The following is a 25,135-nucleotide window of genomic DNA, read 5'->3' on the forward strand; positions in this document are numbered from 1 at the left end:
GCCCGGTGGCGCGCTCACCTGACGAGGAACCGGAGGATCTCGAGGTCCCGGCGTCGTCGGTCGTCGTAGCCGGGGGTCTCCAGCAGACACGCCTGCGGTGCGGCGCCACGGATGAGGGCTTGGAGGGTGTGCAGACCCATCGTCCCCTCCGCCAGGTTGGCGTGCCGGTCACGACCGGCCCCGGCCTCCACGGCCGAGTCGTTGACGTGCGCGACGGCCACCTTGCCCGCGGCCGTCCGGAATGCCTCCGCCCAGCCGAACGGATCCTCGGCACAGGTCGGATCGCCCGCCCAGGCGTGGGCGGTGTCCAGGCATGCCCCGAGCGGCGGGCCCTCCACCGTCCGCAGGGCCGCGAAGAGACGCGTGATGCTGTCAAGATGCCGGCCGGGCGAGGACGTCCCCGAGGCGGTGTTCTCGATCAGGATCGGCAGGGCCGTGTCGAGCAGCGGCCAGACATCCAGCCAGCGTTCGATGGCCTGCTCGATGGTGCCCTTCGGCCCGGCTGACCCGGCGTGCACGACAACCCCGCCGGCTCCGCAGCGCGCCGCCTGGGCGATGGTGGCGTTCATCAGCCCGAGTGAGCGCTCCCGGACAACCGGATCGGGCGACGCCGGGTTGATGAGGTACGGCGCGTGGACCGCCGCGACCCGGTTGCTGTCGCGCAGCTCCTCGGCGTCGGCGCGAGGCCGCGGGTGCGCCCACACCCGGGGCGAGGTCAGGTGCAGCTGGACGACGTCGACTCCGAGCGAATCGGCGGTGGTCAGGACGTCACGGGAGGGGAGGTGTCCGCCAAGTCGCATCGGCTCCCAGCGTGCCGTGGGCCCGGCGTTTGACAGCTTCCCTCGCTCTTCCCCGCGGTGTGCCGAATCGGTACGGTGCGCTGGTCCAGATCGGCCGGACGTCCTCCGATCCCGAGATGATCCCGACCCACGTCCGTCCCAAGTCACCTCCCTCCACCCCCACGTTCGGAGCGACCATGCCACCCGACGTCACTCGTCTCGTCGCCTCGGCCCGCTCGCATGGCATCGCCCAGTCGATCCGGCGGACCGCGGAGGTCCACGGCGAGGACGTCGCGATCCGGTTCGCCGAGCGGACCTGGACCTACGCCCAGCTGGTGGCCGCCGTTGACGCCCTCGCAGCCGCGTGGCAGCAGGCGGGCCTGGAGCCCGGTGACAAGGTCGCCTTCCTGGGCCGCAACTCCGACCGCTACGCCATCGCCTGGCTGGCCACGCAGGCCGCCGGGCTGATCCACGTCCCGATCAACTTCATGCTGAGCGCCACCGAGGTCGCCTACGTCCTGGGGCACTCCGGCGCCGCCATTGCCTACGCTGACCTGCAGCTGGCCCACACGCTGAAAGAGGCGGCACGGCTGACCGACCAGGACGTGGCCCTCGGGCTCATCGACGGGGACGTCGAGTCCGATGGGGTGGTGTCGCTGCCGGCGGCGCTGACCGGTGACGGCGTCCCCTGTGCCGTGGATGGCCAGCAGCCCGTGGGGCAGATCGCCTACACCTCCGGCACCGAGTCCCGGCCCAAGGGCGCGATGCTGGCCGTCGAGGGACAGATGGACCAGTACTGGGCCTGCATCGTCGAGTGCCACTTCGAGCGGACCGACCGGGTCCTGCACGCCCTGCCCCTGTACCACTGCGCCCAGACCCACTGCTTCCTCACGCCGTACCTGATGCTCGGTGCGACGAACCTGGTCCTCGACGGCGCCGACCCGGGGGTCCTGCTCGACACCATCGAGGCGGAGGGGATCAGCTCGCTGTTCTGCCCGCCGACCGTCTGGATCGAGTTGCTCCGCCACCCGGACTTCGACCCCTCCCGGATGGCCACCGTGACCAAGGGCTACTACGGCGCCTCGATCATGCCGGTCGAGGTGGTGCGGGAGCTCAGCGAGCTGCTTCCCGGCCTTCGGCTGTGGAACCTGTACGGCCAGACCGAGCTCGGTCCGCTGGCGACGGTGTTGCAGCCCGAGGACCAGCTGCGCAAGGCCGGATCTGCCGGCACGCCGGTCCTGACCGTGCAGACCCGGGTGGTGGATGAGGCCATGGCCGATGTGGCAGTCGGGGAGATCGGCGAGATCGTCCACCGCTCCCGGCAGGTCACCCTGGGCTACCTGGATGACCCTGAACGGACGGCGGCGGCCTTCGAGGGCGGCTGGTTCCACTCCGGCGACCTCGCCACGATGGACGCCGACGGCTACATCACCGTGGTCGACCGGAAGAAGGACATGATCAACTCCGGCGGGGAGAACGTCAGCTCGCGGGAGGTGGAGGAGGCGCTCTACGCCCACCCCGCCATCGCGGAGGCAGCCGTCATCGGCGTGCCCGACGACAAGTGGATCGAGGCGGTCACCGCCGTGGTGGTCCCCCGCGACGGCGCGACCGTCGACGTCGAAGAGGTCCTGCGGTTCGTCGGCGAGAACGGCCTCGCCCGGTTCAAGCAGCCGAAGTCGATCCACGTGGCCGACGAGCTGCCGAAGAATCCCAGCGGCAAGATCCTGAAGCGCGAGCTTCGGGAGCGGATCGGCTCCGGGTGACTCAGCTCCGAGGTTGCTGATCTGTAGTTCAGTGATCTATGGTTCAGTACGTGGAGAAACCTGACTGGCTCTTCGATCGCGCCCAGGAGTGGACCGCGCTCACGGCATTTGCCGACCGTGGCCGACCAGGTCTGGGTGTCGTCCGGGGCCGGCGGCGACAGGGCAAGTCCGTCCTGCTACGCGCGCTCTCGGGACAAGGCGGCTTCTTCTACCACCAGGCCCTCCAGGGCGTTGCGGCAGAACAGCGCCGCGACATCGCCGTCAGCTACGCCCGCCACCACGGCGGACCAGTACCGGCCTTCGACCGCTGGGAGGACGTCATCATGTCACTGCTCTCGGTTCCATCCGGGCTGGCGATCATCGATGAAGTCCCCTACCTCACACAGGCATCATCGGAGCTCGAGTCGGTCGTGCAGCGGGCGATCGATCAGGCCGGTCCCACTGGGGGCTCGCTGATCCTGTGCGGCTCCGCCGTGACCTTGATGAACGGTCTGCTACGAGGTTCAGCGCCGCTCCGAGGCCGCGCACAGATGGAGGTCGACGTCTCGTCGTTCGATTTCCGCACCGCTGCTGCGTTCTCGGGTCTCTCGCCGGAGGTGGCCTTCCCCGTCCACGCCGTGGTCGGCGGTGTCCCTGGCTACGCCGTCGAGTTGCTCGACCAGACCTTTCCGGAGGGTGCTGCGGATGTGGACCGGTGGCTGCTCGAGGTGGCCGCCTCGCCCACGCGACCGCTCATCCATGAAGCCAGGGCCCTGCTCGAGTTGGAGGCCGGTGTTCGTGACCCGGGGGTCTACCACGCAACGCTCGGCGCCATTGCTGCGGGCCGGACCAGGACGAGCGAGATCGCCTCGCGGCTGGGCCGGAGCAGCGATCAGGTGTCGCACGCACTACGGACGCTCGCGGACCTCGGGCTGGTGGAAGCGGTGCAGGACCTGCGTCGCAACGGCCGGCCCAGGTGGCGCATCGCCGACCCGTTGCTGGGTTTCTACAGCGCGGTGCTCCGGCCGAACTGGGCTGCGGTGGAGCAGGGTGACACCGACCGGCTGGCAGCTCAGGCACTGAACGCGTGGCGATCGCAGGTGCTCGGGCCGCACTGGGAGTCGCTGGCGCGCTCGTGGACGACGACCTGGGCAGGGCCGGACACGCTGGGCGGCAGCCCGGACCGGGTCGGCATGACCGTCGTCAACGACCCGCCGAACCGGACCTCCCATGAGTTGGACGTCGTCGCCAGCCGGGAGGGGAGGGTGCTTGCCATCGGAGAGGCCAAGCTGCGAACCATGACCGACGAGGACCTGGGCCGACTCCGGGCGATCCGTGATCTGCTGCCCGGTGCGGAGCAGGCCAAGCTGCTGCTCTTCTCCGCGTCCGGCTTCGATCGGGGCCTGTCGGCGTCCGAGGCCGAGCTGGTGGATCTGCCGCGGCTGTACGGCGGGAGCTGATCGCGGGCTGCGATGGCGGCGGTGGGCGGTCGTCGCGTGTGGCGTCAGCCGCCGGCGATGGCCCCGAGGATCCGGAAGACGTCGCGGCCCTCGGCGACGTCGGCCGGCAGCCGGGTCTCCAGCGGCTCGTGGGAGAGGTCCTCCTCGCAGGCGAACCACCGCATGAACGGTCGCCGCTTCAGGGTCCCGTGATCCCGGAAGGTCCCGCGCAGTTCCGGGTGAGCGTGCTCGACGGCGCCCAGGACCCCGCCGATGGTCGGCTCCTCCACCTCCACCGTGATCTCGCGGTCCACGCCGGCAAGGGTGCGGAGGTGATGGGGGAGGACCACCCGGATGGCCGTCACGGGATGGACTGGGCCTCGACCGAGAGAATCCGGGGAAGGTGCTCCACGATCGGCGCCCAGTGGTCCCCGCCGTCGTCCGAGGCATACACCACCCCGTCCGTCGTCCCGACGTAGATGCCGCAGGGATCCTCGGCGTCCAAGCTCATCGCGTCGCGCAGGATGTTGCCGTAGGCGTGGGCCTGCGGGAGGCCCTCGGTGAGCAGCTCCCACTGGTCCCCGCCGGTGCGGCTGCGGGCGACGCGCATCTTCCCGTCGGGCGGGTAGTGCTCGCTGTCGCTGAGGATGGGAACGACGAAGATGGTCTCGGGGTCATTGGGATCGACCTCGATTGGGAAGCCGAAGTCGCTCGGCAGGTTGCCGGAGACCTCCCGCCAGTGGTCACCGGCGTCGTCGGTGCGCAGGACGTCCCAGTGCTTCTGCATGAACAGGGTGTCGGGACGGTCGGGGTGCTGGGCCAGGTTGTGGACGCAGTGGCCGACCGTGGCGTCCTGGTCGGGCAGATGGCCGCTGTCAAGGCCCGTGTTGATCGGCAGCCAGGTGATGCCGCCGTCGTCGGACCGGAAGGCCCCCGCGGCGGAGATGGCGACGAAGATCCGGTCGGGGTTGTCGGGGTTCAGGATGATCGTGTGCAGGCAGAGGCCTCCGGCGCCCGGCTGCCAGGTGCCGGCGGTGGAGTGGGTGCGCAGACCCTCCAGCTCGGACCAGGTCCGGCCGGCGTCGGTGGAGCGGAACAGGGCGGCGTCCTCCACCCCGGCGTAGATCGTGTCGACGTCGACGGGGGAGGGTTCCAGGTGCCAGACGCGCGCGAACTCCCAGGGGTGCGGGGTGCCGTCGTACCACTGGTGGGTCCGGGTCTCGCCGCGGTAGGCGAACTCGTTGCCCATCACCTCCCAGGTCCGGCCGCCATCCTTGGAGTGCTGGATCACCTGGCCGTGCCAGCCGGTGGAGGGGGCGGCCCAGACCCGGTCGGGGTCGATCGGGGAGCCCTTGAGGTGGTAGACCTCCCAGCCGCCGAAGTGCGGCCCCTCGACCTGCCACGCGGTACCGGCGGCCGGGCGGGTGGCGACGAACGCGCCCTTGGCGGTTCCGATGAGGACTCGGACCTGGGTCATGACGGCCTCTCCTGCGGTCGGTTGGGTGCGGGTGCAGCGTGGCAAAAAGTGACTGGTGGTGCAATGGCTGGTCCGGCCGGCTCCTGTGAATGGCACCAGCCGGAGGCTCAGCGGGTTCGCTGCTCCAGGAGTTCAACCAGATCACGGTCGCGGTTGTAGCCCCGATCGACCACCAACCGGGCCAGGCCACGAGCAGTGTCGAGATCCTCCGTCGTGGCGACATTGAACAGGGCCGCGAGATCGACGGTGTCCTGTGGGCGGAGTTCGGACTCGGCCAGCAGCTTCTGGACGATCAGGGCAGCGACCGTTGCGACCGGAACGGTGACTGCGGGGAAGACCTCGAGCGCCTCCGCTCCTTCGACCACCTCGCGCTCGATCCCGGACGAGGCGAAGAGCAGATCCACCACGGCGTCCCCCTCCCCAGGGGGGAGGATGCGTGCGGTTGACAGACGTCCAACCGCCTCCTGCTCGACCAGGGCCTCGGTCGACCAACCGCCGGCCATGAATCGTCCAACCAGGGCCTCCGCCTCGCTGTCGTGTGCGGTGGCAACGGCGATGTCGACATCGCGGGTGAAGCGCGGTTCGGTTCGCACGGAGACGGCCAGCCCGCCAACGAGTGCCATCTCCAGGTGGGCTTCCGCCAGTTCAGCTGCGACGGCGGCCAGCATCTCGGCGAGCTTCACGGGTCGTCCGTCACCCGCGGCGTCCCCACCGTGTCGCCGTACTCGGCGCCGGGCCGGGTGCGGAGCCAGGCTCGCAACCGTGCAGCGATCTGTTCCTCATCCTCGTCGGGATGTCGCCGCCGCAGGTTCTGGCGCATCAGGGCCACGCCGGCATCGTGCAGCGCCAGCGCGCTGCGGAGCCGCTCGACCTCATCCACGATGGCTACAGGATACTGCCGCTACCGCGCGGTCCAGCCGCCGTCGACCATCAGGATCGAGCCGTTCACCATGCGGCCGGCGTCGGAGGCGAGGTAGACCACCGCCCCGGCCACGTCGCTGATCGAGCCGACGTGGCCGACCGGGATCCGGTCCACGACGGAGGCGTTGAAGGCCGGGTCGTCCAGCCGCTCGGCCGTGCCCGGGGTCCGGATGAAGGTCGGGGCGACGCCGTTGACGGTCACGCCGTGAGGGCCCCACTCCAGCGCCAGGACCCGGACGAGCTGGTTGACCCCGCCCTTGGAGGCGGCGTACACCGCGTGGTCGGGTATCCCGACGACCGAGGCCTGGGAGCTCATCGCGATCACCCGTCCGTGGCCCTGCTGGAGCATCACCCGGCCGGCTGCCTGGCAGGTGAAGAACAGGCCCTTGAGGTTGACCGCCATCATCCGGTCCCAGTCCTCCGGGGTGACGTCGACCGCCGGGTGGTTGTCGCCCAGACCAGCGTTGGCCACGAGGATGTCGAGCTGCCCGTGGTCGGCCACGATCTCGTTGACGGTTGCCGTGATCTGGTCGGTGTCGGTGACGTCCAGCGCGTAGGGGAGGATGCCCGGTCCGGCGTCAGCCAGGTCGTCGGGGTTCCGACATGCGGCGGCCACCGTGGCCCCGGCCTGGGCCAGCGCGTCGATCAGTCCCCGGCCGATCCCACGGCTGGCGCCGGTCACCAGCGCCACACGACCGGCGAGGTCGAAGGAGGGGAGGGCGGGATCGGGGGTGTCAGAAGTGGTCATCGGGTGGGCTCCCAGGCCTGGAAGCGGTCGATGGAGAACCGCTTCGGGTAGGGGCCGGACCGCGGGGTCTCGGCGGTGTCGAACTGGTACAGCCCCAGCATGAACTGCATCGGATAGTCGGGCGACTGGGCGACCTGGCGCACCGGCTCGTCGTCGAGGTACCAGGTCAGGTCCTCGGGCGTCCAGCGCAGCCCGTAGGAGTGGTAGGTCGCCACGTCGATTGCGGCGTCCACGGTGGCCTCATCATCGGTCAGGGCGGGGTCCCCGAAGGCCTTGACGTTCATCCCGACGGCGGCCCCGTCCGGGGTGACTGCCGTCCCGAAGATCTCCATCACGTCGACCACACCCGACCGGTGGGGCTCGTCCTCCACCCCGATCATCCACAGCGCGACCATGCAGCCGGGCTCGAGGTCGGCCTTGGCGCGGAGGCGGAAGACCCCGTAGGTCGGGGTGTAGAGCCACTGGGTCTCCTGGGCCTCGCGGACCACCGCCTGATCGGAGAACTGGTGCTGCCCGACCGACGAGCCGACCGGCCCGGCGAACACCCCGGTCTGGATGGAGGAGACCCGGACCTGACCGTCGAACTCCGGGCACCACGGCGCCTGGTGCTCCTCGATCAGCAGCGTCAGCGCGCCGTTGTTCACGTGGTAGCGGGCCGCGGAGTCCTCGCGGGAGGACCACTGCGGCAGGTGGTGGGGCAGCCACAGCGACGGGTCGAGGTCGGGGTGCTTGGTCGCCCCGCCGGACTCGCCGGCTTCTGTGCCGGTGAGATGCTCGGCCGGCTTGCGGGGCTGGGTCTGTCTTGTCGTCCCGTCCGAGGCCCCGGCGTGTGAGCCGGTGGGCTTCTCAACCGGCTGGCGGGGCTCGGTGCCGTCGAAGTGATCGTCGACGACGAGGGTGTAGGACTCGCGGACGACGTCGAGCAGGGTCTGGGGCATGCGTGGCTCCGGGGGTGGAGGAGGTCAAGACCCAAGTGTCGGGGTGCGGCGGCGGAGGCGACACTGGCAGAGATGACAAGTGACCGGAACAAGCTGCCAACCCCGTCGCGGCTCGTCGTGGCGGTGCTGGTGGAGCCGCCGCTCCTGGCCTTCGAACTCGGGATCGCCTGCCAGCTCTTCGGCCTGGATCGCTCCGACGACGGGCTGCCGACGTACGACTTCCGGGTCTGCGCTGCCCAGGCTGGGCCCCTGGCCACGACCTCCCTGATGTGGGTGACGCCCACCCACGACCTGGCCGCGGCCGAGGAGTCGGACGTGGTCGTGGTGCCCGGGTGGGCCGGTCTGGAGGTTCCGCCGTCAGGTGAGTTCTGCGAGGTCCTGCGTTCCGCAGTCGCGCGCGAGGCGGGGGTCATGTCGATCTGCACCGGCGCGTTCGCGCTGGCCGGCGCCGGAGTGCTGGACGGCCGTCGGGCGACGACCCACTGGCAGTTCACCGCGCGACTGCGGCGGGCCTACCCGCAGGTGCGGGTCGAGCCGGACTCGCTGTACGTCACCGACGGACCGGTTCTGACCAGCGCCGGGGCAGCCGCCGGGATCGACGCGGGCCTGCACCTCCTGCGTGAACTGCACGGCTCTGCGGTCGCCGCCGCTGTGGCGAGACGGATGGTCCTGCCGGCCTACCGGACGGGCGGCCAGGCCCAGTTCGTCGAGCGGCCCGTCGCTGGCGGCCATCGCGATGATGGGCTGACCGGTCTGCTGGACTGGATCGTGGAGAACCTGCACCGGCCGCTCACCGTCCGGGTGATGGCCCGGCAGGCCCGCATGTCACCCCGCACGTTCGTGCGCCGCTTCACCGAGACGACGGGCACGACCCCGCACCGCTGGCTGGTGGACCGACGGACCGAGCACGCCGAGCGCCTCCTCGAGACCACCGACATGACTATCGGGGCGGTCGCCAAGCGCTCCGGTTTCGGCGCCACGGACACCCTCCGCCACGCGATGCGCGAACGACGCGGCACGACCCCGTCGGCCCACCGACGCGCGTTCGGTGGACAGACGGGGTAGGTGGTCGCGGGGTGCTTCCGTTGGGTGCTAGCTGGAGCAGAGGTCGAGGCCGACGTTGTAGGTGACCACGACCTTCTCCACCCCCTCGGTGGTCTCCGGGTCGAAGCTCGCGAAGAAGGCGTCGACGTCGTCGGCGCCGCTGTCGATCCGATCGATGGCGAGAGAGGTGCCGTCACGCCCGGCGGCCAGAAGCTCCATGGAGACGACCTGCAGCTCGTCGTCGAGGTCCAGCGTCAGGCTGCTCTCGAACCAGCGGAGGCGGATGTCATCGTCGGCCTCCTGGCAGGCCCTCGCGTCGATGCGCTCCTCGTCGTTGATCTGGACGCTTGCATTGGTGGGGCCAATGGGGCCGTTGTCGGTGTCACAGAGGCCGAGCCCGACGTTGTAGGAGACGGTGATCTCACGGATGCCGTCGGTGTTCGGGCCACCGAAGGTGCCACCGATGGCAGCGACGTCGTCGGCGCTGCTCTGGACGTCTGTGATGGTGGTCGTCCGCGCCGAGCGGTCGGGGCTGGCGAGCTCCATCGCCACGACTTGGGCTTCAGCGTCGGCCTCCAACGTGATGGTGCTGTCGGCCCAGGTCAGGAAGATGGTGTTGTCCCTGGTCTGGCACACCTCGGCGGCGACGGGGGCCTCGTTGTTGATGTAGACCGAGCCCTGGATGGTGTCGGCGTCGAAGCGCTGGCTGGCCACCTCACGGGTGATGTCGAGCGGGATGGCAGCGGTTCCGCCGTACACGGTGATGGTGCTTGGCGGGTTGGCGGCCAGGTACTCGGTGGTGGAGTCGGACAGGCCGGCTGGGTCGACCAGCAGCATGGGCTGCTCGGTCAGGGCGGCGTGGGTGCCGCCGGAGAGTGCGTCGGGGAACTTCTCGCCGGAGGCGATGGCGACGCGGTTGTCCTCCTCGGGTCCGGTGGGCGGCAGGAACTCAACGGCCAGACGGGAGGTCTCGTACTGGTCGGCGCCAACGATCTGGGTGTCGGTCTCGAGGGCGTCGGCGGCGACCTGGCCGACGGCGATCGTCTCGGCCTCGGGGTGGGCGTCGAGGTAGGCCTGGGTTTCGGCGGGGATGGTGGTGCCGTCGGTGAGGATCGTGGTCGCCACGAAGTCACGTGCGGCGGTGTGGCCGGCGGTCAGGGCGTCGGGGAAGGTGTTGCCGTCGGCGATGTAGATGCGGGTGGGGTCGCCGTCTCCGTTGGCGGCCTCGGCGATCGCGACGGCGGTGGCGTAGCGGGTGTACCCGGCCACGCGTTGGGTGGCGAACCCGAGGGCCTCGACCTCGGCCTGGACCTGGTTGGAGATGGCGTCGGTGCCGCCGGCCAGGAAGACGGTGCCATCGGCGGCCATGACCCGGGTCAGCTCGGCGGCGGTGGCGTCGGAGAGGCCATCGCCGTTGGTGAGGAGCAGTGGCCCATCGGCGGCGGTGGCCAGGACGGTGCCGGCGAGGGCGTCGGGGAAGAGGTCGGCGCGAACCAGTACGGCTTCGCGCCGCTCGGTGGCGTACTCGTTCGAGACGTCGACGGCGGTGGTGATCCGTTCGGGCCCGGCGAGCCGGTTGGTGAGGAGCGGGTCGCGCTCACCGAAGGGGGGTGGCTCGCCCTCCTGGGCTCCGGCGAGGGGGACGGTGAGGGCGGTCATCGCGATGATGGCGAGGATGGTGAGTAGGGATCGGCGCATGGCAGATCAGACCTCCGGTTGAGGGTTGAGGGGTGGGCGCGTTCGGCGTGCGCTCACTTGACTCAACGCCTACCACCGCGACGGGGTTGACATCATCTGTCCGTAAGGCCCGCGTTATGGTCCGGTGGTCGGTCCTGGATAGCCGCCGTACACTGCGTCGTCCGCCCCCGCGGCGGACACCCAGCCGGGTTAGCTCAGTCGGCAGAGCGATTCACTCGTAATGAATAGGTCCGGGGTTCGATTCCCCGACCCGGCTCCAGAGAACGTGCAGGTCAGAGGCGGTTTCGCGGCTCGCATCCTCCTCGTGAGCGTAGCCAGGCCGATCGCCGATCCAAGGTCCGTCCCAGTCAGATCCCACTGCGGGGCTGAGGGGAGCGCAGGCCTTGATGCCGCGGCCGACACGGACCGCAACCCTCGCATCGCTCGTAGCCTCCGTCGAGGCCTCTGATATCCGGGGATACCTGACGTCGCGGGATCCGCTCGATAGTCCCCGTTACGGCACGGCCAGGCCGATCATCCAGGGTCGGCGTCAGGAGCGTAACGACTCGGTGTTGCGTCCATGGGTGAGGCAGGTCTCCCGGGCGTCGTCGCGGATGAGGGTATGCCGTCCCGTAGGTCGGCCTGCATCAAGGGGTCCCCACGTTCGGGAGCAGGACACGCCCGAGTCCCTCGGACGTAGTCGCCACTGCTTTGTGAGTGCATCCGTCGTAGTCGGAAGGCCGACCGACCGTGTGCCTGGCTCGTGGTTCCGCTCTTCCAGTGGTGGAGGTGGCCCGCCCTGTCGGCCTTTCGCGCGCAACCCACGACCGCCAAGGGGCCATGGCGATGCCTGGCAGCCTTACCCGGCCACTGCATACCTCGCAGTAGTTCCACCGGCGAAGTTCCTGGATGCCATGTCACAGGTCGCCCGTACCCTTCGGAGTCAGAGTCCGATTCCGGGAGGAACGCATGGCGCAGTTGATCACCCAGTTCGAGAAGGCTTGCTCGAACGTTGAACCTGACGCCGAAGACATCGCCAACGCTGCGGAGGCTCACGCGGCCATCCGTGATGTTCTCGACAACCACCCAGACCTCGTCGTCAAGGGCATCGACACGGTCCTGATCGGCAGCTACAAGCGGCACGTATCGATCCGCCGGGTGAAGGACGTCGACGTGCTCTCACGCACGGACGGGCTTGACATGACTGCGCCTGAGGCACTCGACCTGTTCGAGCAGATCCTGTGCCATGAGGACGCCTTCGGTGAGGACCGAGTGGAACGCCAAGACCGGTCCATCAAGATCGGGTTCCCCGATTACAACCTCGATGTCGACGCCGTGCCTGCCCGTCCCGCCGGCGAGTACTGGGAGATCCCAGACCGGGGAGCCACCTGGACGAAGACCAATCCCGAGAAGCTCACCACACTGAGCTCGACGATAAACGGCACGTTCGACGGCCTGTACGTCCCGATCGTCAAGCTCATCCGGCAGAGCCGCCGCGCCAACTTGGACAGGCGACCCGGCGGTTTCTACTTCGAGATCCTCACATACCACGCCTTCAATAATGGGCTGGATGGCGACAACCTCCCCACGCTCTTCGTCGCCGCCATGCGGTCCGTCGCCGACCAACTTGCCGAAGTCGTCAACGGCGGCGACGTGGAGGACCCCACGATGCCTGGCGAGTACATCACGGTCAGGGTGACCGACGCGCAACTGCTGGCTGCCGCCCGGAAGTTCGCGGCGCTCGCCGACAAGGCCGAGGGCGCTCTGGGCAACGACGATCTATGCGGGTCCGCGTTGGCCTTTCGGGAGGTCCTGGGCAAGAACTCCGATGACGAGTGGGTCTTCCCGATGCCTGCGAGCTGCAACGACGACGGTACGAGGAAGGCCGTCGCTACCGTGTCGTCCACTGCCACCGCCGGCGACCAGGACGTCCCGGCAGGGAACCGGCGCTTTGCGTGAGCCCATGGGAGGCGGCGGCCGCGGCAGCACGCGAGGCGTTCCTAGAGGACTTGGCCAACGTCGGGTTCAACGTCAGGTCATCTGAGCGAGCCGAAGGAGATGTCGAGCACCACGGACGTCTGGTCCCCGTCGACATCCACATCCCGCCGGGGTTTCCCTACCAGCCCCCGAAGGTTCGGCCCATCGACGGGACAGGCGGTCTCTCCTGGCATGCGGAACTCGACGGCACGCTATGCCTCTGGGCCGCCGAGGAATGCGGGTCACTACCCTGGCAGACAGCGCGACAGGTCGTTGAACGCGTCCAGCATTGGCTCGACCACGACGCCCGCGGATGGATCGATGACACCCCCGACCTCGACCTGGAGCGGTATTGGCCCAGCACCGAGGGCCTCGTCCTGCACCCCGACCTCGACCCCCTGATCGGCAAAGTTGCACGCCTCACCCGCATCGGCAGCGTCTGGACCGTGAAGCCCGGGGCACCCCCGGAGGGTGGGAAGCAGCTGGGCTGCCTCATCCTGGACGTCGGCGAACTGGCGGCACCGCTGCGCGCCGAAGAACAGGTCCTCGACGAAGTCGCAGCGATCCGTCCGGCGCTTGAGAAGCGCGTCGGGTCCCGCGACATGCCACTGGTCATGATCCGCTACTGGCGCGACGGCAGCGCGGGGGTGTTGACGCTGCGGGCCACCAGCACCAAGCCCCTCACCCTGGCATCGATCGCTACCGCTCACCATGGCGACGCCACGCTACAGCTACGCGCAGGCGTTGATCGTGGCCTCCTCAGCGTCAAGGCCGTTGCAGTCATCGGCTTGGGTGCCATCGGGTCGCAGGTCGCCGGTCTACTCGCCAGGGCGGGCGTGGGGACACTGACCCTGGTGGACCACGACATCGTGCGCCCGGGCAACCTAATCCGTCACACAGCCACACCCGCAGACGTAGGGCACCCCAAGCCTGATGTCGTTCAACGCCAAATCAGGACTGGCCCATCGACGACGAACGTCAACATCCAACGGGAGGCGGTGGTCACACTGGAAGCTGCTACGGAACTGCTCAACAAGCACGACCTGGTGATCGACGCCACGGCCAACCAGGCGGCGACCCGTCTACTTCTTGACGGTGCACGGTTGCTCGACCGGCCGGTCGTGAGTGTGTGCCTGGTCCGAGAGGGGCAGGTCGCCAGGGTGGATCGTGCTCCGCTGCGACCTGGAGAGGACCACCGGCCGGCTGCGCCTGAGACGGCCGTTGCCACCCTGATGTTCGAAGGTGGATGCGGCAACCCCATTTCCCCCGCGCCGATGTGGGCAGCCACTGCGGCGGCAGCGCGAGCCGTCGGCGCTTGCGTAGACGCGCTCACGGGTCGCAACGAGTACCCGCCTACCGTGCTGGATGTCCTCGTCGCCGGTGACGGCTCGTGCGGCCCCGTGGGGGAAAGTGGATGAGGGTGCGACGACCACGAATCGTTATTCGTACGACCCGTAGAGCGCTAGGAGAAGGCTTCAGAGCAGGACAGCGACGACTTCCACGCGAAACCGGCGGCATCATCCTCGGATGGCGCGATACCGGTCTCATCCACGTGGAGCAACTGCTCGAGGTACCCGACCCACACGCCCACTACGTCAACTACGAACGCAGTCATGATGCCGCCCAGCGCGCCTTGAAGGCGGCCTTGGCGCAACTGCCCCCTGACACCCTTCAGGGCTACGTAGGCGAGTGGCATACCCACCCCGTAGAGCACCCGCCCAGCAAGCAGGACCGCAAGGAGCTCAGGGCAATCGCACGCACAACGGGCAAGCCCGTCGTCCTGATGGTCCTGGCGGCCGGCGGTGCCGGACGATGGCACCCAACAGCCCTAACGGCTCACGGCCGGCCCCTCAGAGCGATCCCAACACGAATCGAGGAGCTTCCATGACCCTTCCCTCACGCGCCGCTGCCATCCGAGGCGACGACTACCAGCACGCCATCGGCTGGTACTGGGCATGCCAGATGCTCCAAGACCCCGACATCGGAAGCGTGACAATCGAGGACCCCGAAGGCGGAGCATTCGACGACATCCTCATCCGGCGACGAACAGGACTTGACACGTACATCCAAGCCAAGAGTTCCAACTACGGAAACACCATCGTCGACGCGGCCTGGCTACTGACGCCAAAATCCGACAAGAGCCGCAGCCCGCTCCAGCGGTTCCACGACACCTACCTCCGCCTGACAGCCGATCAGCGGCTGGTCTCCTTGGAGCTGTGGACCAACCGGGGCTTCGACCACGACAACCCACTCCTTGGCCAGCTCCTCGATCGGAAGCATGACAAAGTGGACACGGCTCGAATGCTGGGCGTTTCATCGCGAACAAAGATCGGGAAGGAGCGTGACGCTTGGGCCCAGCATCTGGGTATCACCAAAGATGAACTGGCCGCGTTTCTCAATCAGTTCTCCTGGAAGCAGACCGGCTCAGAGCTCGACTGGCACAAGCATGCCAAGCCACTCATGCAGCTCGCCGGCCTCCGCGATGACGACGAAGCATTGACCATCGGCGTCAACGTTGTCCGGGACTGGGTCAGCAACGGCATCGGCACGCGAACCGTCGACGACCTCCGGGCCGAGGTCGCCAACCGCAACCTACTCGCGCTCACGGGGACGCTCCTCTTGGCCGTTGACGGTATCGACCACGACCCGACACCGACCCCGCCCAACCTGCGGCTCGACTTCGTCGATCTGCACGAGGGCGACGATTCGTTCAGCCGCAAGCTTCTCAAGGACCCCGCCGACTGGGACCGCGTGGTGCGTCCGGCGTTCACAGATGCAGCCCGGACCCTGGCCTCGTATCGCGTGCGCCGCGTCCACATCGCTGGGGCGCTGCGCCTCCCCATGTGGTTCGCGGCAGGACGATCATTCCCCGAGGTAAAGAAGTGGATCGTTTCGATGGACCAAGTGGACGAGCAGTGGAGCACGGACACCATCCCCGAAGACATCGCTCCTCGTGAGCTCGCCCGCAAGGACATCACTGGTGACACCGATGTGGCGCTGGCAGTCGCCCTGACGGGTGATCCCACAACCCAGGTCGAGGACTACCTCCGGTCGAGTGGGCTCCCGGTCGGACGCATGATCGTGCTTGGTCCGCACGGCAAGCCGTCGGCGACAGCTGTGCCGTCGCCCGGATGGGCCATGGGCTGGTCTCGTGGGGCAAGGGACATCGTGCGCGGCGAGGCGCAGGCAGCGGATAATGCCCACATCCACCTCTTCATGCTCTGCCCGGCTGGGATCGCAATGATGCTCGGGCATCAGTGGAACGTCATGCCCGCGACGACGATCTATGAATTTTCGGAAGGCAAGTACAGCCCGACCTTCACCTTCCCCGGCGCCTAGGGAGCGGAATCCGGCCCGTCACGCGTTGTTGCCCACACACCGTTCTCGACTAAAGGAAAGACAAATCTCCGCGAGGACAACCTGGGTACGTAGTCGGCGAGTAACGGGTCAGACGGGCATGTTCGCCATGCGCGCGAGTGGGGGCTGCCAAGCGTCGCCATGCCACGCGTCGGTGCGAGCGCCGACCGGTTGGTATCCCCGCATGCCCAGGACCTTCATGCCACTGGATCGGCTCGGCCGATCTTGCGTACCGGCTTTGGACTCGGGACCGCGAACGCTTCGGTTCACGTCCTGCTGCAGGTCAGCGACCTAATCGTGGATGTCTTCGGCTCGCACCGTGCGGAGACTCCAGTTCGTAACGCAGGCTCGCGCTCAAGGTTGTCTTGGCCTCCGCCGAAGGACCCGACGTTGGACGACGGACGGGAGGCCAGGGGTGGCGAAGTTGATGAAGATCCGACGCGACGATGTGTGTGGTGGCTGCGCCACGACGATCGTCGCCGGAACGTCGGCCTACTGGCTCCGCGATTCCCGCCAGGTGTGGTGCCTCCCCTGCCATGAGACGCCGGACGCGACGGCGCCGCCAGAAGAGCAGGCAGGGACGGCCGGGGCCAGCGCACTGGCCGAGTACCATCGTCGATCGGAGCGGGAACTAGCCCGTACGGAGAAAGCGATAAAGGCTGACGCCGAGTGGCGCGACCAGGTGGTGGCCGACCGCCCGGTGCTCGGTTGGGTGGCGCGGGCTACGACGCCGAAGCCCACGACCGGCCCGGAGTCCCAGGCCACGCGAGCATGGAAGGTCGGGGCTGAGGGGGAGCAGCGCGTCGCCGAGGTGCTTGCTGACGTCGACGGCATCACCATCCTCCACGACCGCGCGGTGCCCGGATCCAAAGCCAACATCGACCACATCGTCGTCGGGCACGCGGGCATCTACGTCATCGACGCCAAGAAGTACAAGGGGAGGATCGAGGTCCGGGACAAGGGTGGGCTGCTGTCCAGCGACCGTCGGCTCTACGTCGCTGGCCGGGACCGGACCAAGCTGGTCGAGGCCATGAGGTGGCAGATCGACGTGGTCGAGAATGCCCTGCCGCCGTCCTTCGCCCACGTTCCGGTCATCGGGGTCCTGTGCCTCGTGGCGGCTGAGTGGTCCCTCATCCCCCGACCGATCGTTCTCGACGGTGTCACCGCCCTGTGGCCGGGGCGCCTGCCCAAGTTCGTGACCACGAACACGGACGGGGTGTGGATGGACGGAGAGGCGGTGGGCCAGAGCCTCGCGGCGGCACTACCCCCCGCTGGCTGAGCCCGACAGCGTCGCGGTCACGTCGAGCCGAGCACGTCCAACTGCTCTCGTAGACGGCGGATGTGCGCCGGACCGACCTCGCAGCAGCCCCCGACGATCTGGGCCCCTTGGTCCACCCAGCCAATGGCGTGACCGGCGTAGGCGGCAGCGTCCAGGTCATTGCGAGCGTCCGGGAGCCCGTCGGTCACGACCCACCCGTCGGGGATGCCGACGAACCCGTTGGCGAACCCGCCGGCCGGTCGGCCGGAGTCAACCAGCGCAGCCATGGCCGCCGTGATCCGCTCCGGCTGGACGCAGTTCACCAGCACCGCCGCGACCGGCAGATCCGCCACAGCAGCCAGCGCGGCGGCGATCCCCGAGCCGTCCCGCAACGCACCGGCCTCTCCCTCCTCCGCCAGCGTCCACGACACCCACACCTCCCTGCCGGTCGCGGCGGCCGCGGTCAAGGCGGCACGGGCCTCCTCCGCCGTCGACATCGTCTCGCAGAGGAACAGGTCGACGTGGGGGAGCAGCAGCTCCGCCTGCTCGGCGTACAGCGGCACCAGCTCCTCGAATGCTCCGACGGCGTCCGGGTTGAACGTGCCGCGCAAGGGCCCCAGCGACCCGGCGATCCGGACCGGTCGGTGGGTCTCCTCCCGAGCCCGCACGGCCAGCTCTCCCGCGGTGCGGTTCAGCTGCTCGAACAGATGGCCGACACCGACCTTCTCCAGCCGGTCCCGGCCAGCGGCGTAGGAGTTGGTCGTGATGACGTCCGCCCCGGCCTCGATGTAGTCGCGGTGGACCGCCAGGACCTCCTCCGGGGCGTCCAGCAGAGCGGCGGCGGACCACAGCGTCTCAGATCCCGCGACCCCACGCGCGACCAGCTCCTGCCCCATGCCGCCGTCCAGCAGCGTCACCCCAGCGGTGGTGTTCGACATGCCACGATCCTGCCCGGGATGCTGGCGTCGCGCCCCCGATCCAGCCCGTGCGGACGGGCGAGCGTGGTGCCCACCCAGGCTCAAGGTCGCGGGTCCCGACGTCGACAAAGGATTGGATGGTCCAAGTGGCACGAGCGGTGTGGGAGGGATTCGGGCGGCTACCCCTGCCGGTCCGGCTGATCGCCTGGCTGCTCGGCTTCTGGATCCTCCCCGTCGCGTGGCTCGCCGCGCGCGGCAGCCGAGTCGCGCGGTACGGGGCTCTCGCCTTCCTCGTCCTCGTGACGGCGCCAGTGGCCCTCGCGATCGCGACCGACGAGACCGAGCCCGCGCGCGAGGTCGTGGTGGAGGCTCCGACCCCCACCGCTCCCACGGAGATCCAGCCCGCGCAGACGCCCTCCGCCGCCGACTCGCCTGTCCCGGACACCCCCGAGACCGACGAGGCGGATCCCGCTCCGCTTGAACCGACTGAGGAACCGACGGAGGAGGAGCGCGGCCCGACCCTGCTGCACATCCAGCGACCCATAGACGGCGACAGCTTCGTCGCCTCCGACGGCGTGGAGTACCGGGTCTCGATGATCAACACGCCCGAGACGGCGGAGTGCGGATCGGCCGAGTCCGACCAGGCCGGCTACGCCCTCCTCGAGCAGGGCTTCACCGTCCAGCCGACCGGCGGGACGACCTTCGGCCGCATGGTGGTCGTCGTCACGCTCGCGGACGGGCGCGGGTACGGCGTGACGATGGCCCAGCAGGGCATGGTCGACGACCGCTACCTGGAGGAGTACCGACACGAAGCGCCGGAGGAGGCCGACCAGTTGGAGGCGGCGTTCGCCACCGCCAGGCAGTCCGGCGCCGGCCTCTGGACCACCTGCTGGTCGGACACCAGCGACCAGATCGCGGTCGCCACCGCAACGCCGGAGCCAGCCGACCGGACGCCCACCGTGGCACCGCAGCCGCTGCTCCCACCACAGCCGGCCCCCGCGCCGCTCGAGCCGCTCACGCCGCCTGAGCCGCAAGACCAAGTGCCCGCCGCTGAGGAGGGATGTCACCCGGCCTACGAGGAATGCCTCCCGATCGGCCCCGACCTCGACTGCGCCGACATCGGCCATCGGGTCCACCTGACGGGCCAGGACGACCCGTACCGACTGGACGGCAACAGCACCACCCGGCAGAACGGGATCGGCTGCGAGTCGTACTGACCCGACCGCTCTGTCGCAGGAGGTCCCGAGGCCGGGGATCACGAGTCCACCCGGCCCCGGAGCAGACAGAACTCGTTGCCCTCCGTGTCTGCCAGGACCACCCAGGTCTGCTCGCCCTGACCGATGTCCACGCGGGTCGCGCCGAGGTCGAGCAGCCGCTCAAGCTCCTCGGCCTGGTAGTCCAACGCTGCCATCCGGCTCTCGACGGCTCCGGACCGGCCCCACTCAGTGCGGCGCACCAGAAGCTGACGAGCTGGGCCACATCGAAGGCAGCGACCACACTGGTCAAGAGCGGGGAAGCCAGCGACGAATCGTTCCGCCCGTCAGAGTCCCGGCTGCCTGGGTCATACGACTTCCAAGCTGGTGTGCTCAGCTCCTCGGACACCCACCGAGGACCCCCAAGCGGCCACCCTGTTGCGTCTGCTCTCGGCGGCAGGGAAGTCGGTGCAGGCGGTCCCCTGGACCCTGCGTCCAACCGGTTCCACGACCTGGTCTCACAACGGTGGGCCGCGATGGTCGCCGAGGATCCCTCACTACTCGATGCTGCGGTCACCGCGCTCGATGGGATGTCAGGGAGCTACACCGACGTCTGGCGCCATCTGCTGGCTGCCGGTCCCGACGCCGTCATCGGCGTGCTCACCTCTCCCTCCGACGCGGTCTCGGCGCTGAAGTCGGATGCGCCGTTCGGGAGGATGGGACTGATCGGTGAGGACGAGCGTCGCGAGCTCCTCAGGCGGGCCTATGGGGCGTGAGCAGGTCTGGCACGCGGCGAGGGCGTCCTGTCGGGTTCTCGGTGTTCGTCGTGTGCTGTGATCGGCAGTCAAGCGCTCTGAGTCAGCCAGGCATCTGCCGCACCGTGGCCACCGCTCCGCCACGAGGCGCGCTCGGCACTCCCAGCCATCTGCCCCAAGCTCGATGTCGTCCTCCTCGAGGCGGATCTTCGACGGAATGGTCCGCCGTCGATGCTGGTTCCAGCGGATATGAACATCGGGATCATCGGATCAGGCAACATCGGCGGCACGCTCGCGACGCTCCTCACTGCGACCGGCCACGACGTCATGTTGGCCAACAGTCGCGGGCCGGACAGCTTGCGAGAGACTGTCGAGGGCAACGACCGGCTACAGGCTGGCACGGCAAGCGAAGCGGCGCAGTTCGGTGAGGTGGTCATGGAGGCCATCCCGCTGAAGGCCATTCCCGGCCTACCCACTGATGATCTGGAGGGGAAGATCCTGGTCAGCGCCGCCAACTACTACCCCGACCGCGACGGTCAGATCGACCTCGGTGGGCTGAGCCAGACCGGTTGGGTCGCTCAGCAGGTGCCTGGCGCCCGCGTGGTCAAGGCCTTCAACACGATCTGGTTCCGGCACCTCGCGGAGCGAGGGGACACGACCAAGCCCGAGGACGAGCGGCGGGCGATCCTGCTGGCGGGGGACGACGAGGAGGCAAAGGCAACGGTCGCTGACCTGATCCGCGAGCTCGGCTTCGCGCCAGTGGACACCGGGACGTTGGAGGAGAGCACGCGGCAAGAACCCGGACAGCCGCTGTACAACGCCGACGTGACGGGTGCGGAGGCTCGCCGGCAGTTGAGCAGCTGAGCGTCTGGGTCAACCGTGCAGCAGCTCTCAACAACCGTGGTGGCCGTGGTCGGGTCGCAGGCTCAGCCTGCCGTCCAGGACGTCGCGGGCGCCAACCTCCGGGTGATCGCGGCGACGGATGATCCCGTGACGACCTGGGCCGAGGTCCGCCGCAGCCGATCGCCGTTCACCGTCATCACTGACGACCCGCTGAGCGAGGTGGCACAGGCCTGGTCCGAGCTGTTCGCCAGCCAGCGCTCGACGGGCCGTCTGGAGGTCGCAGTCCGGGAGGCACGGCAGCGCATCCGCGCCGGGGTGCTGGACCTGCCCGACTACTACCTGACCGCCGGCGAGGCGCCGTTCCACCTCACCGTGCTGGCTCCGCAGTCAGCGGTCCGCGTCGTGCCGCTCGATGCGGACGTGGCACGAACGGTCTCGGGGCTGTCGTCCGGGCGCTGGTGGCCTCCGCCGGGTGAGCTGTTGGCTGACCTCGACCGGCGACTGCCCGATCGGTTCGCCGCGGCCAACGCGCGGGACGAGCCATCGCTGGTGGCCCTCGGGGCCGCGACCCATCAGACGTGACTGCTGTTGGCGGGGCATTCGGTGTGGTCTCCGGATGTCGCCCGGCCCGTGAGGAGCCCCGACCTAACCCGGTGCCGCCGCGTGGGTAGCGGTGCTCACCGCTTGCCGGTCCGTAGGTGGGCGGCTACGGCCAGTGAGTCGACGGAGCATCCATCGCGGTCCAGGCGCAGGAGGTGCTGGTGACGAGTGCCTGCAGGGTGGAGCCGATCGGTAGAACCGCACGATGGCCCCTCGGCCCATGTACACCTCGGCCGGGCCGTCGTCGGACAGGACCGGGTAGCCGTCAGCGAACTCGAGCGTCAGCACCGCCTGCACCTCGCTGTCGGTGAACGGTTCGAGGTAGGCGGTCGCGAAGCGTGGCGAGAAGGTGGCGGCGGCCGCGGCAGCTCGCTCCGGGAAGCTAGGGAGCCCGAACAGCTGGACCAGGACCGGGAGGTGGCTGGTGACCGGCTGGCCCGTCACGTCGACGGCGTCCGTGGTGGCCTCCAGCACGTCGCCGAGGATCGTCAGCAGATGGGAGAGCGCATCACCGGCGAGGTTCTGAACCTCGTCGATCTGCAAGCACCCATCGGGAGAATGGAATCGGCTGCGAGTCGTGCTGACCCGACCCGTCAGCCGCAGGAGGTCCCGAGGCCGGGGATCACGAGTCCACCCGGGCCCGGAGCAGACAGAACTCGTTGCCCTCCGGGTCTGCCAGGACCACCCAGGTCTGCTCGCCCTGCCCGATGTCCACGCGGGTCGCGCCGAGGTCGAGCAGCCGCTCAAGCTCCGCGGTCTGGTCACGGTCGCGGGGCCGGATGTCGAGGTGCAGGCGGTTCTTCGTCGTCTTCGCCTCCGGCACGGGCTGCACCAGGATGGTTACCGAGCCTGGCGCCTGCGGGTCGGCGATCTCGACGGCGCCGTCCGGCTCCACAGCTTCGGACCGGCTCCACCCGAGCACCGCGCACCAGAAGCTCACCAAGCGGTCCACATCGTGGGCATCGATGACGATGGTCGAGAGCGCGGAACCCATCGGCGCACCCTACCGGCAGGTCGGTGGGGCCGCGATGGTGCCCGCCGCCTGCGGCCACTCGGCGGTCGCGATCTCCTCCTCGGGCTCGCGGGGGTGGGGAAGCGCACGGGGACCCTCGTCGCGTCCGGCTTCCCCCTCGGACGCGATCACGTTGGCGGCCACCATGAGGAGGAGGCTGTGACCGCCTCGCTCCTCGCCGACCTGGCGGATGTCTGATCGCCGCAGCCCAGGCCTGCGCGGGGCGCGATTCGCGCCATCACTTTCCATCGGACGGTGCCTGTGGACAACGGTCCAAGGGCGAATGGCAGACCTGTTACCGTCGTGGTCACAACTGACCAGGGGGGTGGAACTCATGAGACTGTCAACGGGGAAGCTCGCCGCCGGATTGGTCCTGGCCGTGATCTGGACGGCACTGCCACTCTCGGCGTCGGCGCAGCCAGCCCAGACCCAGCGAAAGCACGCCGGATGGATCAACGACTCCCACATGGCCTATCCGGGGCCGCACGACTGGGATGGGCTGTCCGGGTCGGTCCGTCCGGACGGCTACGGGGACGATCCCGAGGTGATCGCGGACCTCCTGCAACAAGCCGTGGAGGGCACCAGTGAGCCGGTCGACCCCGCCGACCTGGCGCCACCCTGGGACCCGGCGCCCGAGCCGAGCGACGAACCCCCCGGCCCACTGACCGGTTCAGTTGGCCCCGATGGGTTCGGGGACGACCCAGAGGCCATCGCCGAGGCGTTGCAGCAGGCTGTCGACGGCTCCGATCCGCCAACCGAGCCTGACGTTCCTCCGGTCCCCCCGACCCCAACCGACAGTGCCTTCGACCAGCGCGGCGAAGTGCAAGAGGTCGTTCGGCTGGCAGGTCTCAACCGAGTCACAACCGCACTGGCTATCGCCCAGTCCCTCACACGCGAGAGTGCACCACCTGAGGCCGTCATCATCGCGTCGGCAGACAACGCTCGCTACGCAGACGCGCTGTCCGCAGCCACCGTTTCTGCGGAGTACGGGGCCCCCGTCCTGCTGACGTACAGCGAGACGCTCCACCCGGACGTGGAGCAAACGTTGGCCGACTGGGCTGGCGACGACCCGACACGTCTGACCGTCCTGCTCGTCGGCGGAACGGTGGCGCTCAGCACCCAAGTTGAAGATGCGGTGCAGGCCGGTGGGTACATCGTCAGTCGCGCAGCCGGTCCCAACCGGTTCGCAACCGCGGTGCAACTCGCCCAGATCGCCGACATCGACTCGCCAACGCACGTCATGGTCGCCAACGGTGGTAGAGACGAGATGGGGGCTCCTGCCTTCCAAGACGCACTCGTCGCCGGGGCAGCCGCGGGAGAGTACGGGGTGCTGCTCCTGAGCGACGGTACGCGCATGCCGGCAGAGACCGCCGCCTACATCAACGAGGAGTCCGTCGGGAAGAACTACTACGCGATTGGAGCGGCGGCTCAAGCGGCCTACCCCAATGGCATCCCCGTCGGCGGCAATCCCGTCGACGGCAACGATGAGGTGTACGCGACCTCCGTGGCAGTAGCCCAACGGTTCACACCCGGGTTCACGCGCTTCGGTCTGGCCAGTGGCGAACGCTTTCCAGATGGACTCGCCGGCGGAGGGCACGCCGGTCGACTTGACGTACCGCTGCTGCTGTCCACGGGGACCGGCTTGCCCGACGTCGTACTGGAGCACGTGGCGGCGCAGCCACGAGAGACGGCGTACGTCTATGGCGGAGTGGACGCCATCGATGAGTCGCTCAGCCTGCAGATCGGGGTCAGCGACTACCAGACCAACTGTGGATGGACCGGTGGGATCCTCTTCGGCGTCGAGTGTCGCGTCACATTGTCCCGAATCGCCACTCAACAGTTCTGCGACGAGTGGTGCGGTCGGGCAGACGAACTGGCGATCGGTGGAGCGACCGCTGCAGGCATTTGCGCAATCGTGGGCTCCACCACCGCAGGCGTCGGATGTGTTGTCGCTCTCGGGACTGGAGGGACATTCTTCTTGGACCTACAGTCGGCTGCCGACCAGGGCGCATGCTTCGCATACGGGTTCTTGTACTCGGCACTCGTAGGAACTGCGGCGACGGTGATCGACCCTACGGAGGTCAGGGACGGTGCCGTATGCGACGACGCCAGTCGACTGGATACTACTAGGAGAGAGAATTGAGCGGCCTGAGGAATCGCAGCCGGCCATCTTGGTACGCAAGAATCAGTCTCGCGCTTACCGTGATTCCGGTTTGGACAGGCCTGATTGTCCTCTCCGGTGCCTCCGACGCCCTCGCAGACATTGACTTGCTCCTCATGATGGCGGTGCTTCTTGTCCCGCAAGTGGCCATCATGTTTGCACTACTTCCCATAATCGAGCGCTTCTGGGAGCGGCGGCTGAGAAGCGCTGCTCGAGACCCCGAACCGCAGTGAACGTGGATCACGTACCGCTTGATGCCAGCCGGGGCTTGCACGTCCACGAACTCACGCAGGCGGC

The 25,135-nt window shown here is 68.7% G+C and carries 25 protein-coding genes, 1 tRNA gene and 1 pseudogene; 14 read left to right on the top strand and 13 right to left on the bottom strand.

Going from position 1 to position 25,135, the window contains the following annotated elements; genetic code table 11:
* Nucleotides 1–14: 14 nt before the first annotated feature.
* Nucleotides 15–800, bottom strand: coding sequence for a TIM barrel protein (locus tag C1746_RS06805; protein ID WP_116713889.1), 786 nt, complete (start codon nucleotides 798–800; stop codon nucleotides 15–17).
* 176 nt (nucleotides 801–976) lie between these two features.
* Here C1746_RS06805 and C1746_RS06810 point away from each other — a divergent pair, with 176 nt between their 5' ends.
* Both C1746_RS06810 and C1746_RS06815 read left to right on the top strand, forming a co-directional pair.
* Complete coding sequence (locus C1746_RS06810; protein WP_116715603.1) at nucleotides 977–2,542, top strand: fatty acyl-CoA synthetase; 1,566 nt, start codon at nucleotides 977–979, stop codon at nucleotides 2,540–2,542.
* Nucleotides 2,543–2,592: 50 nt separating this feature from the next.
* The gene (locus C1746_RS06815; protein ID WP_162867467.1) at nucleotides 2,593–3,981 is read left to right on the top strand and encodes an AAA family ATPase; all 1,389 of its coding nucleotides are present in this window, start codon (nucleotides 2,593–2,595) and stop codon (nucleotides 3,979–3,981) included.
* A 44-nt stretch (nucleotides 3,982–4,025) separates the two neighbouring features.
* Here C1746_RS06815 and C1746_RS06820 read toward each other — a convergent pair whose 3' ends face one another.
* The 6 genes from C1746_RS06820 to C1746_RS06845 form a co-directional block, all read right to left on the bottom strand.
* A complete protein-coding gene (locus C1746_RS06820; RefSeq protein WP_205711747.1) occupies nucleotides 4,026–4,325 on the bottom strand; it encodes a MoaD/ThiS family protein in 300 nt (99 codons plus the stop codon).
* Entirely contained in the window at nucleotides 4,322–5,437 is a 1,116-nt protein-coding gene (locus C1746_RS06825) for a WD40/YVTN/BNR-like repeat-containing protein (RefSeq protein ID WP_116713891.1), read from the bottom strand. The genes C1746_RS06820 and C1746_RS06825 overlap by 4 nt, the downstream gene beginning before the upstream one ends.
* A gap of 107 nt (nucleotides 5,438–5,544) precedes the next feature.
* Complete coding sequence (locus C1746_RS06830) at nucleotides 5,545–6,120, bottom strand: nucleotidyl transferase AbiEii/AbiGii toxin family protein (RefSeq protein WP_205711748.1); 576 nt, start codon at nucleotides 6,118–6,120, stop codon at nucleotides 5,545–5,547.
* The gene (locus C1746_RS06835; RefSeq protein WP_116713892.1) at nucleotides 6,117–6,317 is read right to left on the bottom strand and encodes a hypothetical protein; all 201 of its coding nucleotides are present in this window, start codon (nucleotides 6,315–6,317) and stop codon (nucleotides 6,117–6,119) included. Before C1746_RS06835 ends, C1746_RS06830 begins: the two co-directional genes overlap by 4 nt.
* A 21-nt stretch (nucleotides 6,318–6,338) precedes the next feature.
* Nucleotides 6,339–7,106: an SDR family NAD(P)-dependent oxidoreductase gene (locus C1746_RS06840; protein ID WP_116713893.1), complete on the bottom strand. Its 768-nt coding sequence runs from the start codon at nucleotides 7,104–7,106 to the stop codon at nucleotides 6,339–6,341.
* A complete protein-coding gene (locus C1746_RS06845; protein WP_116713894.1) occupies nucleotides 7,103–8,044 on the bottom strand; it encodes a glycoside hydrolase family 16 protein in 942 nt (313 codons plus the stop codon). Before C1746_RS06845 ends, C1746_RS06840 begins: the two co-directional genes overlap by 4 nt.
* 72 nt (nucleotides 8,045–8,116) lie before the next feature.
* On the opposite strand from C1746_RS06845, the gene C1746_RS06850 reads away from it, so the two are divergent.
* Complete coding sequence (locus C1746_RS06850) at nucleotides 8,117–9,109, top strand: helix-turn-helix domain-containing protein (RefSeq protein WP_116713895.1); 993 nt, start codon at nucleotides 8,117–8,119, stop codon at nucleotides 9,107–9,109.
* Nucleotides 9,110–9,136: 27 nt separating this feature from the next.
* On the opposite strand, the gene C1746_RS06855 is transcribed toward C1746_RS06850, so the two are convergent.
* Nucleotides 9,137–10,786: a cell wall-binding repeat-containing protein gene (locus C1746_RS06855; protein WP_116713896.1), complete on the bottom strand. Its 1,650-nt coding sequence runs from the start codon at nucleotides 10,784–10,786 to the stop codon at nucleotides 9,137–9,139.
* Nucleotides 10,787–10,969: 183 nt separating this feature from the next.
* On the opposite strand from C1746_RS06855, the gene C1746_RS06860 reads away from it, so the two are divergent.
* The 6 genes from C1746_RS06860 (at nucleotide 10,970) to C1746_RS06885 (ending at nucleotide 17,378) form a co-directional block, all read left to right on the top strand.
* Nucleotides 10,970–11,045: transfer RNA gene (locus C1746_RS06860), tRNA-Thr, on the top strand.
* A gap of 689 nt (nucleotides 11,046–11,734) precedes the next feature.
* The gene (locus tag C1746_RS06865; RefSeq protein ID WP_116713897.1) at nucleotides 11,735–12,724 is read left to right on the top strand and encodes a nucleotidyltransferase domain-containing protein; all 990 of its coding nucleotides are present in this window, start codon (nucleotides 11,735–11,737) and stop codon (nucleotides 12,722–12,724) included.
* A complete protein-coding gene (locus C1746_RS06870; RefSeq protein WP_162867468.1) occupies nucleotides 12,721–14,160 on the top strand; it encodes a ThiF family adenylyltransferase in 1,440 nt (479 codons plus the stop codon). Before C1746_RS06865 ends, C1746_RS06870 begins: the two co-directional genes overlap by 4 nt.
* A complete protein-coding gene (locus C1746_RS06875; protein WP_116713899.1) occupies nucleotides 14,157–14,630 on the top strand; it encodes a Mov34/MPN/PAD-1 family protein in 474 nt (157 codons plus the stop codon). Before C1746_RS06870 ends, C1746_RS06875 begins: the two co-directional genes overlap by 4 nt.
* Nucleotides 14,627–16,081, top strand: a complete 1,455-nt coding sequence (locus C1746_RS06880; protein ID WP_162867469.1) for an SAVED domain-containing protein — start codon at nucleotides 14,627–14,629, stop codon at nucleotides 16,079–16,081. The genes C1746_RS06875 and C1746_RS06880 overlap by 4 nt, the downstream gene beginning before the upstream one ends.
* Nucleotides 16,082–16,526: 445 nt before the next feature.
* Entirely contained in the window at nucleotides 16,527–17,378 is an 852-nt protein-coding gene (locus tag C1746_RS06885) for a nuclease-related domain-containing protein (RefSeq protein WP_162867470.1), read from the top strand.
* A gap of 17 nt (nucleotides 17,379–17,395) precedes the next feature.
* Here the strand turns inward: C1746_RS06885 and C1746_RS06890 are convergent, their stop codons facing one another.
* On the bottom strand, nucleotides 17,396–18,295 hold the full coding sequence (locus C1746_RS06890; RefSeq protein ID WP_116713902.1) for a homocysteine S-methyltransferase family protein: 900 nt from the start codon (nucleotides 18,293–18,295) through the stop codon (nucleotides 17,396–17,398).
* A 116-nt stretch (nucleotides 18,296–18,411) separates the two neighbouring features.
* Here C1746_RS06890 and C1746_RS06895 point away from each other — a divergent pair, with 116 nt between their 5' ends.
* Nucleotides 18,412–19,491, top strand: coding sequence for a thermonuclease family protein (locus tag C1746_RS06895; RefSeq protein WP_116713903.1), 1,080 nt, complete (start codon nucleotides 18,412–18,414; stop codon nucleotides 19,489–19,491).
* Nucleotides 19,492–19,529: 38 nt separating this feature from the next.
* Here C1746_RS06895 and C1746_RS21945 read toward each other — a convergent pair.
* A pseudogene (locus C1746_RS21945) lies at nucleotides 19,530–19,673 on the bottom strand (VOC family protein); the annotation flags it as partial.
* A 330-nt stretch (nucleotides 19,674–20,003) separates the two neighbouring features.
* Here C1746_RS21945 and C1746_RS06905 point away from each other — a divergent pair.
* The 3 genes from C1746_RS06905 (at nucleotide 20,004) to C1746_RS06915 (ending at nucleotide 21,647) form a co-directional block, all read left to right on the top strand.
* The gene (locus C1746_RS06905; protein ID WP_116713904.1) at nucleotides 20,004–20,243 is read left to right on the top strand and encodes a hypothetical protein; all 240 of its coding nucleotides are present in this window, start codon (nucleotides 20,004–20,006) and stop codon (nucleotides 20,241–20,243) included.
* Between the two features lie 210 nt (nucleotides 20,244–20,453).
* Nucleotides 20,454–21,086 (top strand): NADPH-dependent F420 reductase, encoded by a 633-nt coding sequence (locus C1746_RS06910; RefSeq protein WP_205711750.1) that lies wholly within the window; start codon nucleotides 20,454–20,456, stop codon nucleotides 21,084–21,086.
* A 15-nt stretch (nucleotides 21,087–21,101) separates the two neighbouring features.
* Nucleotides 21,102–21,647, top strand: a complete 546-nt coding sequence (locus C1746_RS06915; RefSeq protein ID WP_162867471.1) for a hypothetical protein — start codon at nucleotides 21,102–21,104, stop codon at nucleotides 21,645–21,647.
* A 63-nt stretch (nucleotides 21,648–21,710) separates the two neighbouring features.
* On the opposite strand, the gene C1746_RS06920 is transcribed toward C1746_RS06915, so the two are convergent.
* The 3 genes from C1746_RS06920 to C1746_RS21950 form a co-directional block, all read right to left on the bottom strand.
* The gene (locus C1746_RS06920) at nucleotides 21,711–22,208 is read right to left on the bottom strand and encodes a hypothetical protein (protein ID WP_116713907.1); all 498 of its coding nucleotides are present in this window, start codon (nucleotides 22,206–22,208) and stop codon (nucleotides 21,711–21,713) included.
* Nucleotides 22,209–22,287: 79 nt separating this feature from the next.
* Nucleotides 22,288–22,659, bottom strand: coding sequence for a VOC family protein (locus tag C1746_RS06925; protein WP_116713908.1), 372 nt, complete (start codon nucleotides 22,657–22,659; stop codon nucleotides 22,288–22,290).
* Between the two features lie 9 nt (nucleotides 22,660–22,668).
* Nucleotides 22,669–22,824: a hypothetical protein gene (locus C1746_RS21950; RefSeq protein ID WP_162867472.1), complete on the bottom strand. Its 156-nt coding sequence runs from the start codon at nucleotides 22,822–22,824 to the stop codon at nucleotides 22,669–22,671.
* Between the two features lie 187 nt (nucleotides 22,825–23,011).
* On the opposite strand from C1746_RS21950, the gene C1746_RS06930 reads away from it, so the two are divergent.
* Nucleotides 23,012–24,820: a cell wall-binding repeat-containing protein gene (locus tag C1746_RS06930; protein WP_162867473.1), complete on the top strand. Its 1,809-nt coding sequence runs from the start codon at nucleotides 23,012–23,014 to the stop codon at nucleotides 24,818–24,820.
* Nucleotides 24,821–25,135: the final 315 nt, after the last annotated feature.

This window comes from Euzebya tangerina, from assembly GCF_003074135.1.
GTDB classification, from domain to species: Bacteria; Actinomycetota; Nitriliruptoria; order Euzebyales; family Euzebyaceae; genus Euzebya; species Euzebya tangerina.

Bases quoted from the DNA above. Each gene is read 5' to 3' on its own strand.
- C1746_RS06805 (WP_116713889.1), bottom strand. From the start codon at position 800: ATGCGACTTGGCGGACACCTCCCCTCCCGTGACGTCCTGACCACCGCC.
- C1746_RS06810 (WP_116715603.1), top strand. From the start codon at position 977: ATGCCACCCGACGTCACTCGTCTCGTCGCCTCGGCCCGCTCGCATGGC.
- C1746_RS06825 (WP_116713891.1), bottom strand. From the start codon at position 5,437: ATGACCCAGGTCCGAGTCCTCATCGGAACCGCCAAGGGCGCGTTCGTC.
- C1746_RS06840 (WP_116713893.1), bottom strand. From the start codon at position 7,106: ATGACCACTTCTGACACCCCCGATCCCGCCCTCCCCTCCTTCGACCTC.
- C1746_RS06845 (WP_116713894.1), bottom strand. From the start codon at position 8,044: ATGCCCCAGACCCTGCTCGACGTCGTCCGCGAGTCCTACACCCTCGTC.
- C1746_RS06850 (WP_116713895.1), top strand. From the start codon at position 8,117: ATGACAAGTGACCGGAACAAGCTGCCAACCCCGTCGCGGCTCGTCGTG.
- C1746_RS06855 (WP_116713896.1), bottom strand. From the start codon at position 10,786: ATGCGCCGATCCCTACTCACCATCCTCGCCATCATCGCGATGACCGCC.
- C1746_RS06865 (WP_116713897.1), top strand. From the start codon at position 11,735: ATGGCGCAGTTGATCACCCAGTTCGAGAAGGCTTGCTCGAACGTTGAA.
- C1746_RS06875 (WP_116713899.1), top strand. From the start codon at position 14,157: ATGAGGGTGCGACGACCACGAATCGTTATTCGTACGACCCGTAGAGCG.
- C1746_RS06880 (WP_162867469.1), top strand. From the start codon at position 14,627: ATGACCCTTCCCTCACGCGCCGCTGCCATCCGAGGCGACGACTACCAG.
- C1746_RS06885 (WP_162867470.1), top strand. From the start codon at position 16,527: ATGAAGATCCGACGCGACGATGTGTGTGGTGGCTGCGCCACGACGATC.
- C1746_RS06890 (WP_116713902.1), bottom strand. From the start codon at position 18,295: ATGTCGAACACCACCGCTGGGGTGACGCTGCTGGACGGCGGCATGGGG.
- C1746_RS06895 (WP_116713903.1), top strand. From the start codon at position 18,412: ATGGTCCAAGTGGCACGAGCGGTGTGGGAGGGATTCGGGCGGCTACCC.
- C1746_RS06905 (WP_116713904.1), top strand. From the start codon at position 20,004: ATGGTCGCCGAGGATCCCTCACTACTCGATGCTGCGGTCACCGCGCTC.
- C1746_RS06910 (WP_205711750.1), top strand. From the start codon at position 20,454: ATGCTGGTTCCAGCGGATATGAACATCGGGATCATCGGATCAGGCAAC.
- C1746_RS06925 (WP_116713908.1), bottom strand. From the start codon at position 22,659: ATGGGTTCCGCGCTCTCGACCATCGTCATCGATGCCCACGATGTGGAC.
- C1746_RS21950 (WP_162867472.1), bottom strand. From the start codon at position 22,824: ATGGTGGCCGCCAACGTGATCGCGTCCGAGGGGGAAGCCGGACGCGAC.
- C1746_RS06930 (WP_162867473.1), top strand. From the start codon at position 23,012: ATGAGACTGTCAACGGGGAAGCTCGCCGCCGGATTGGTCCTGGCCGTG.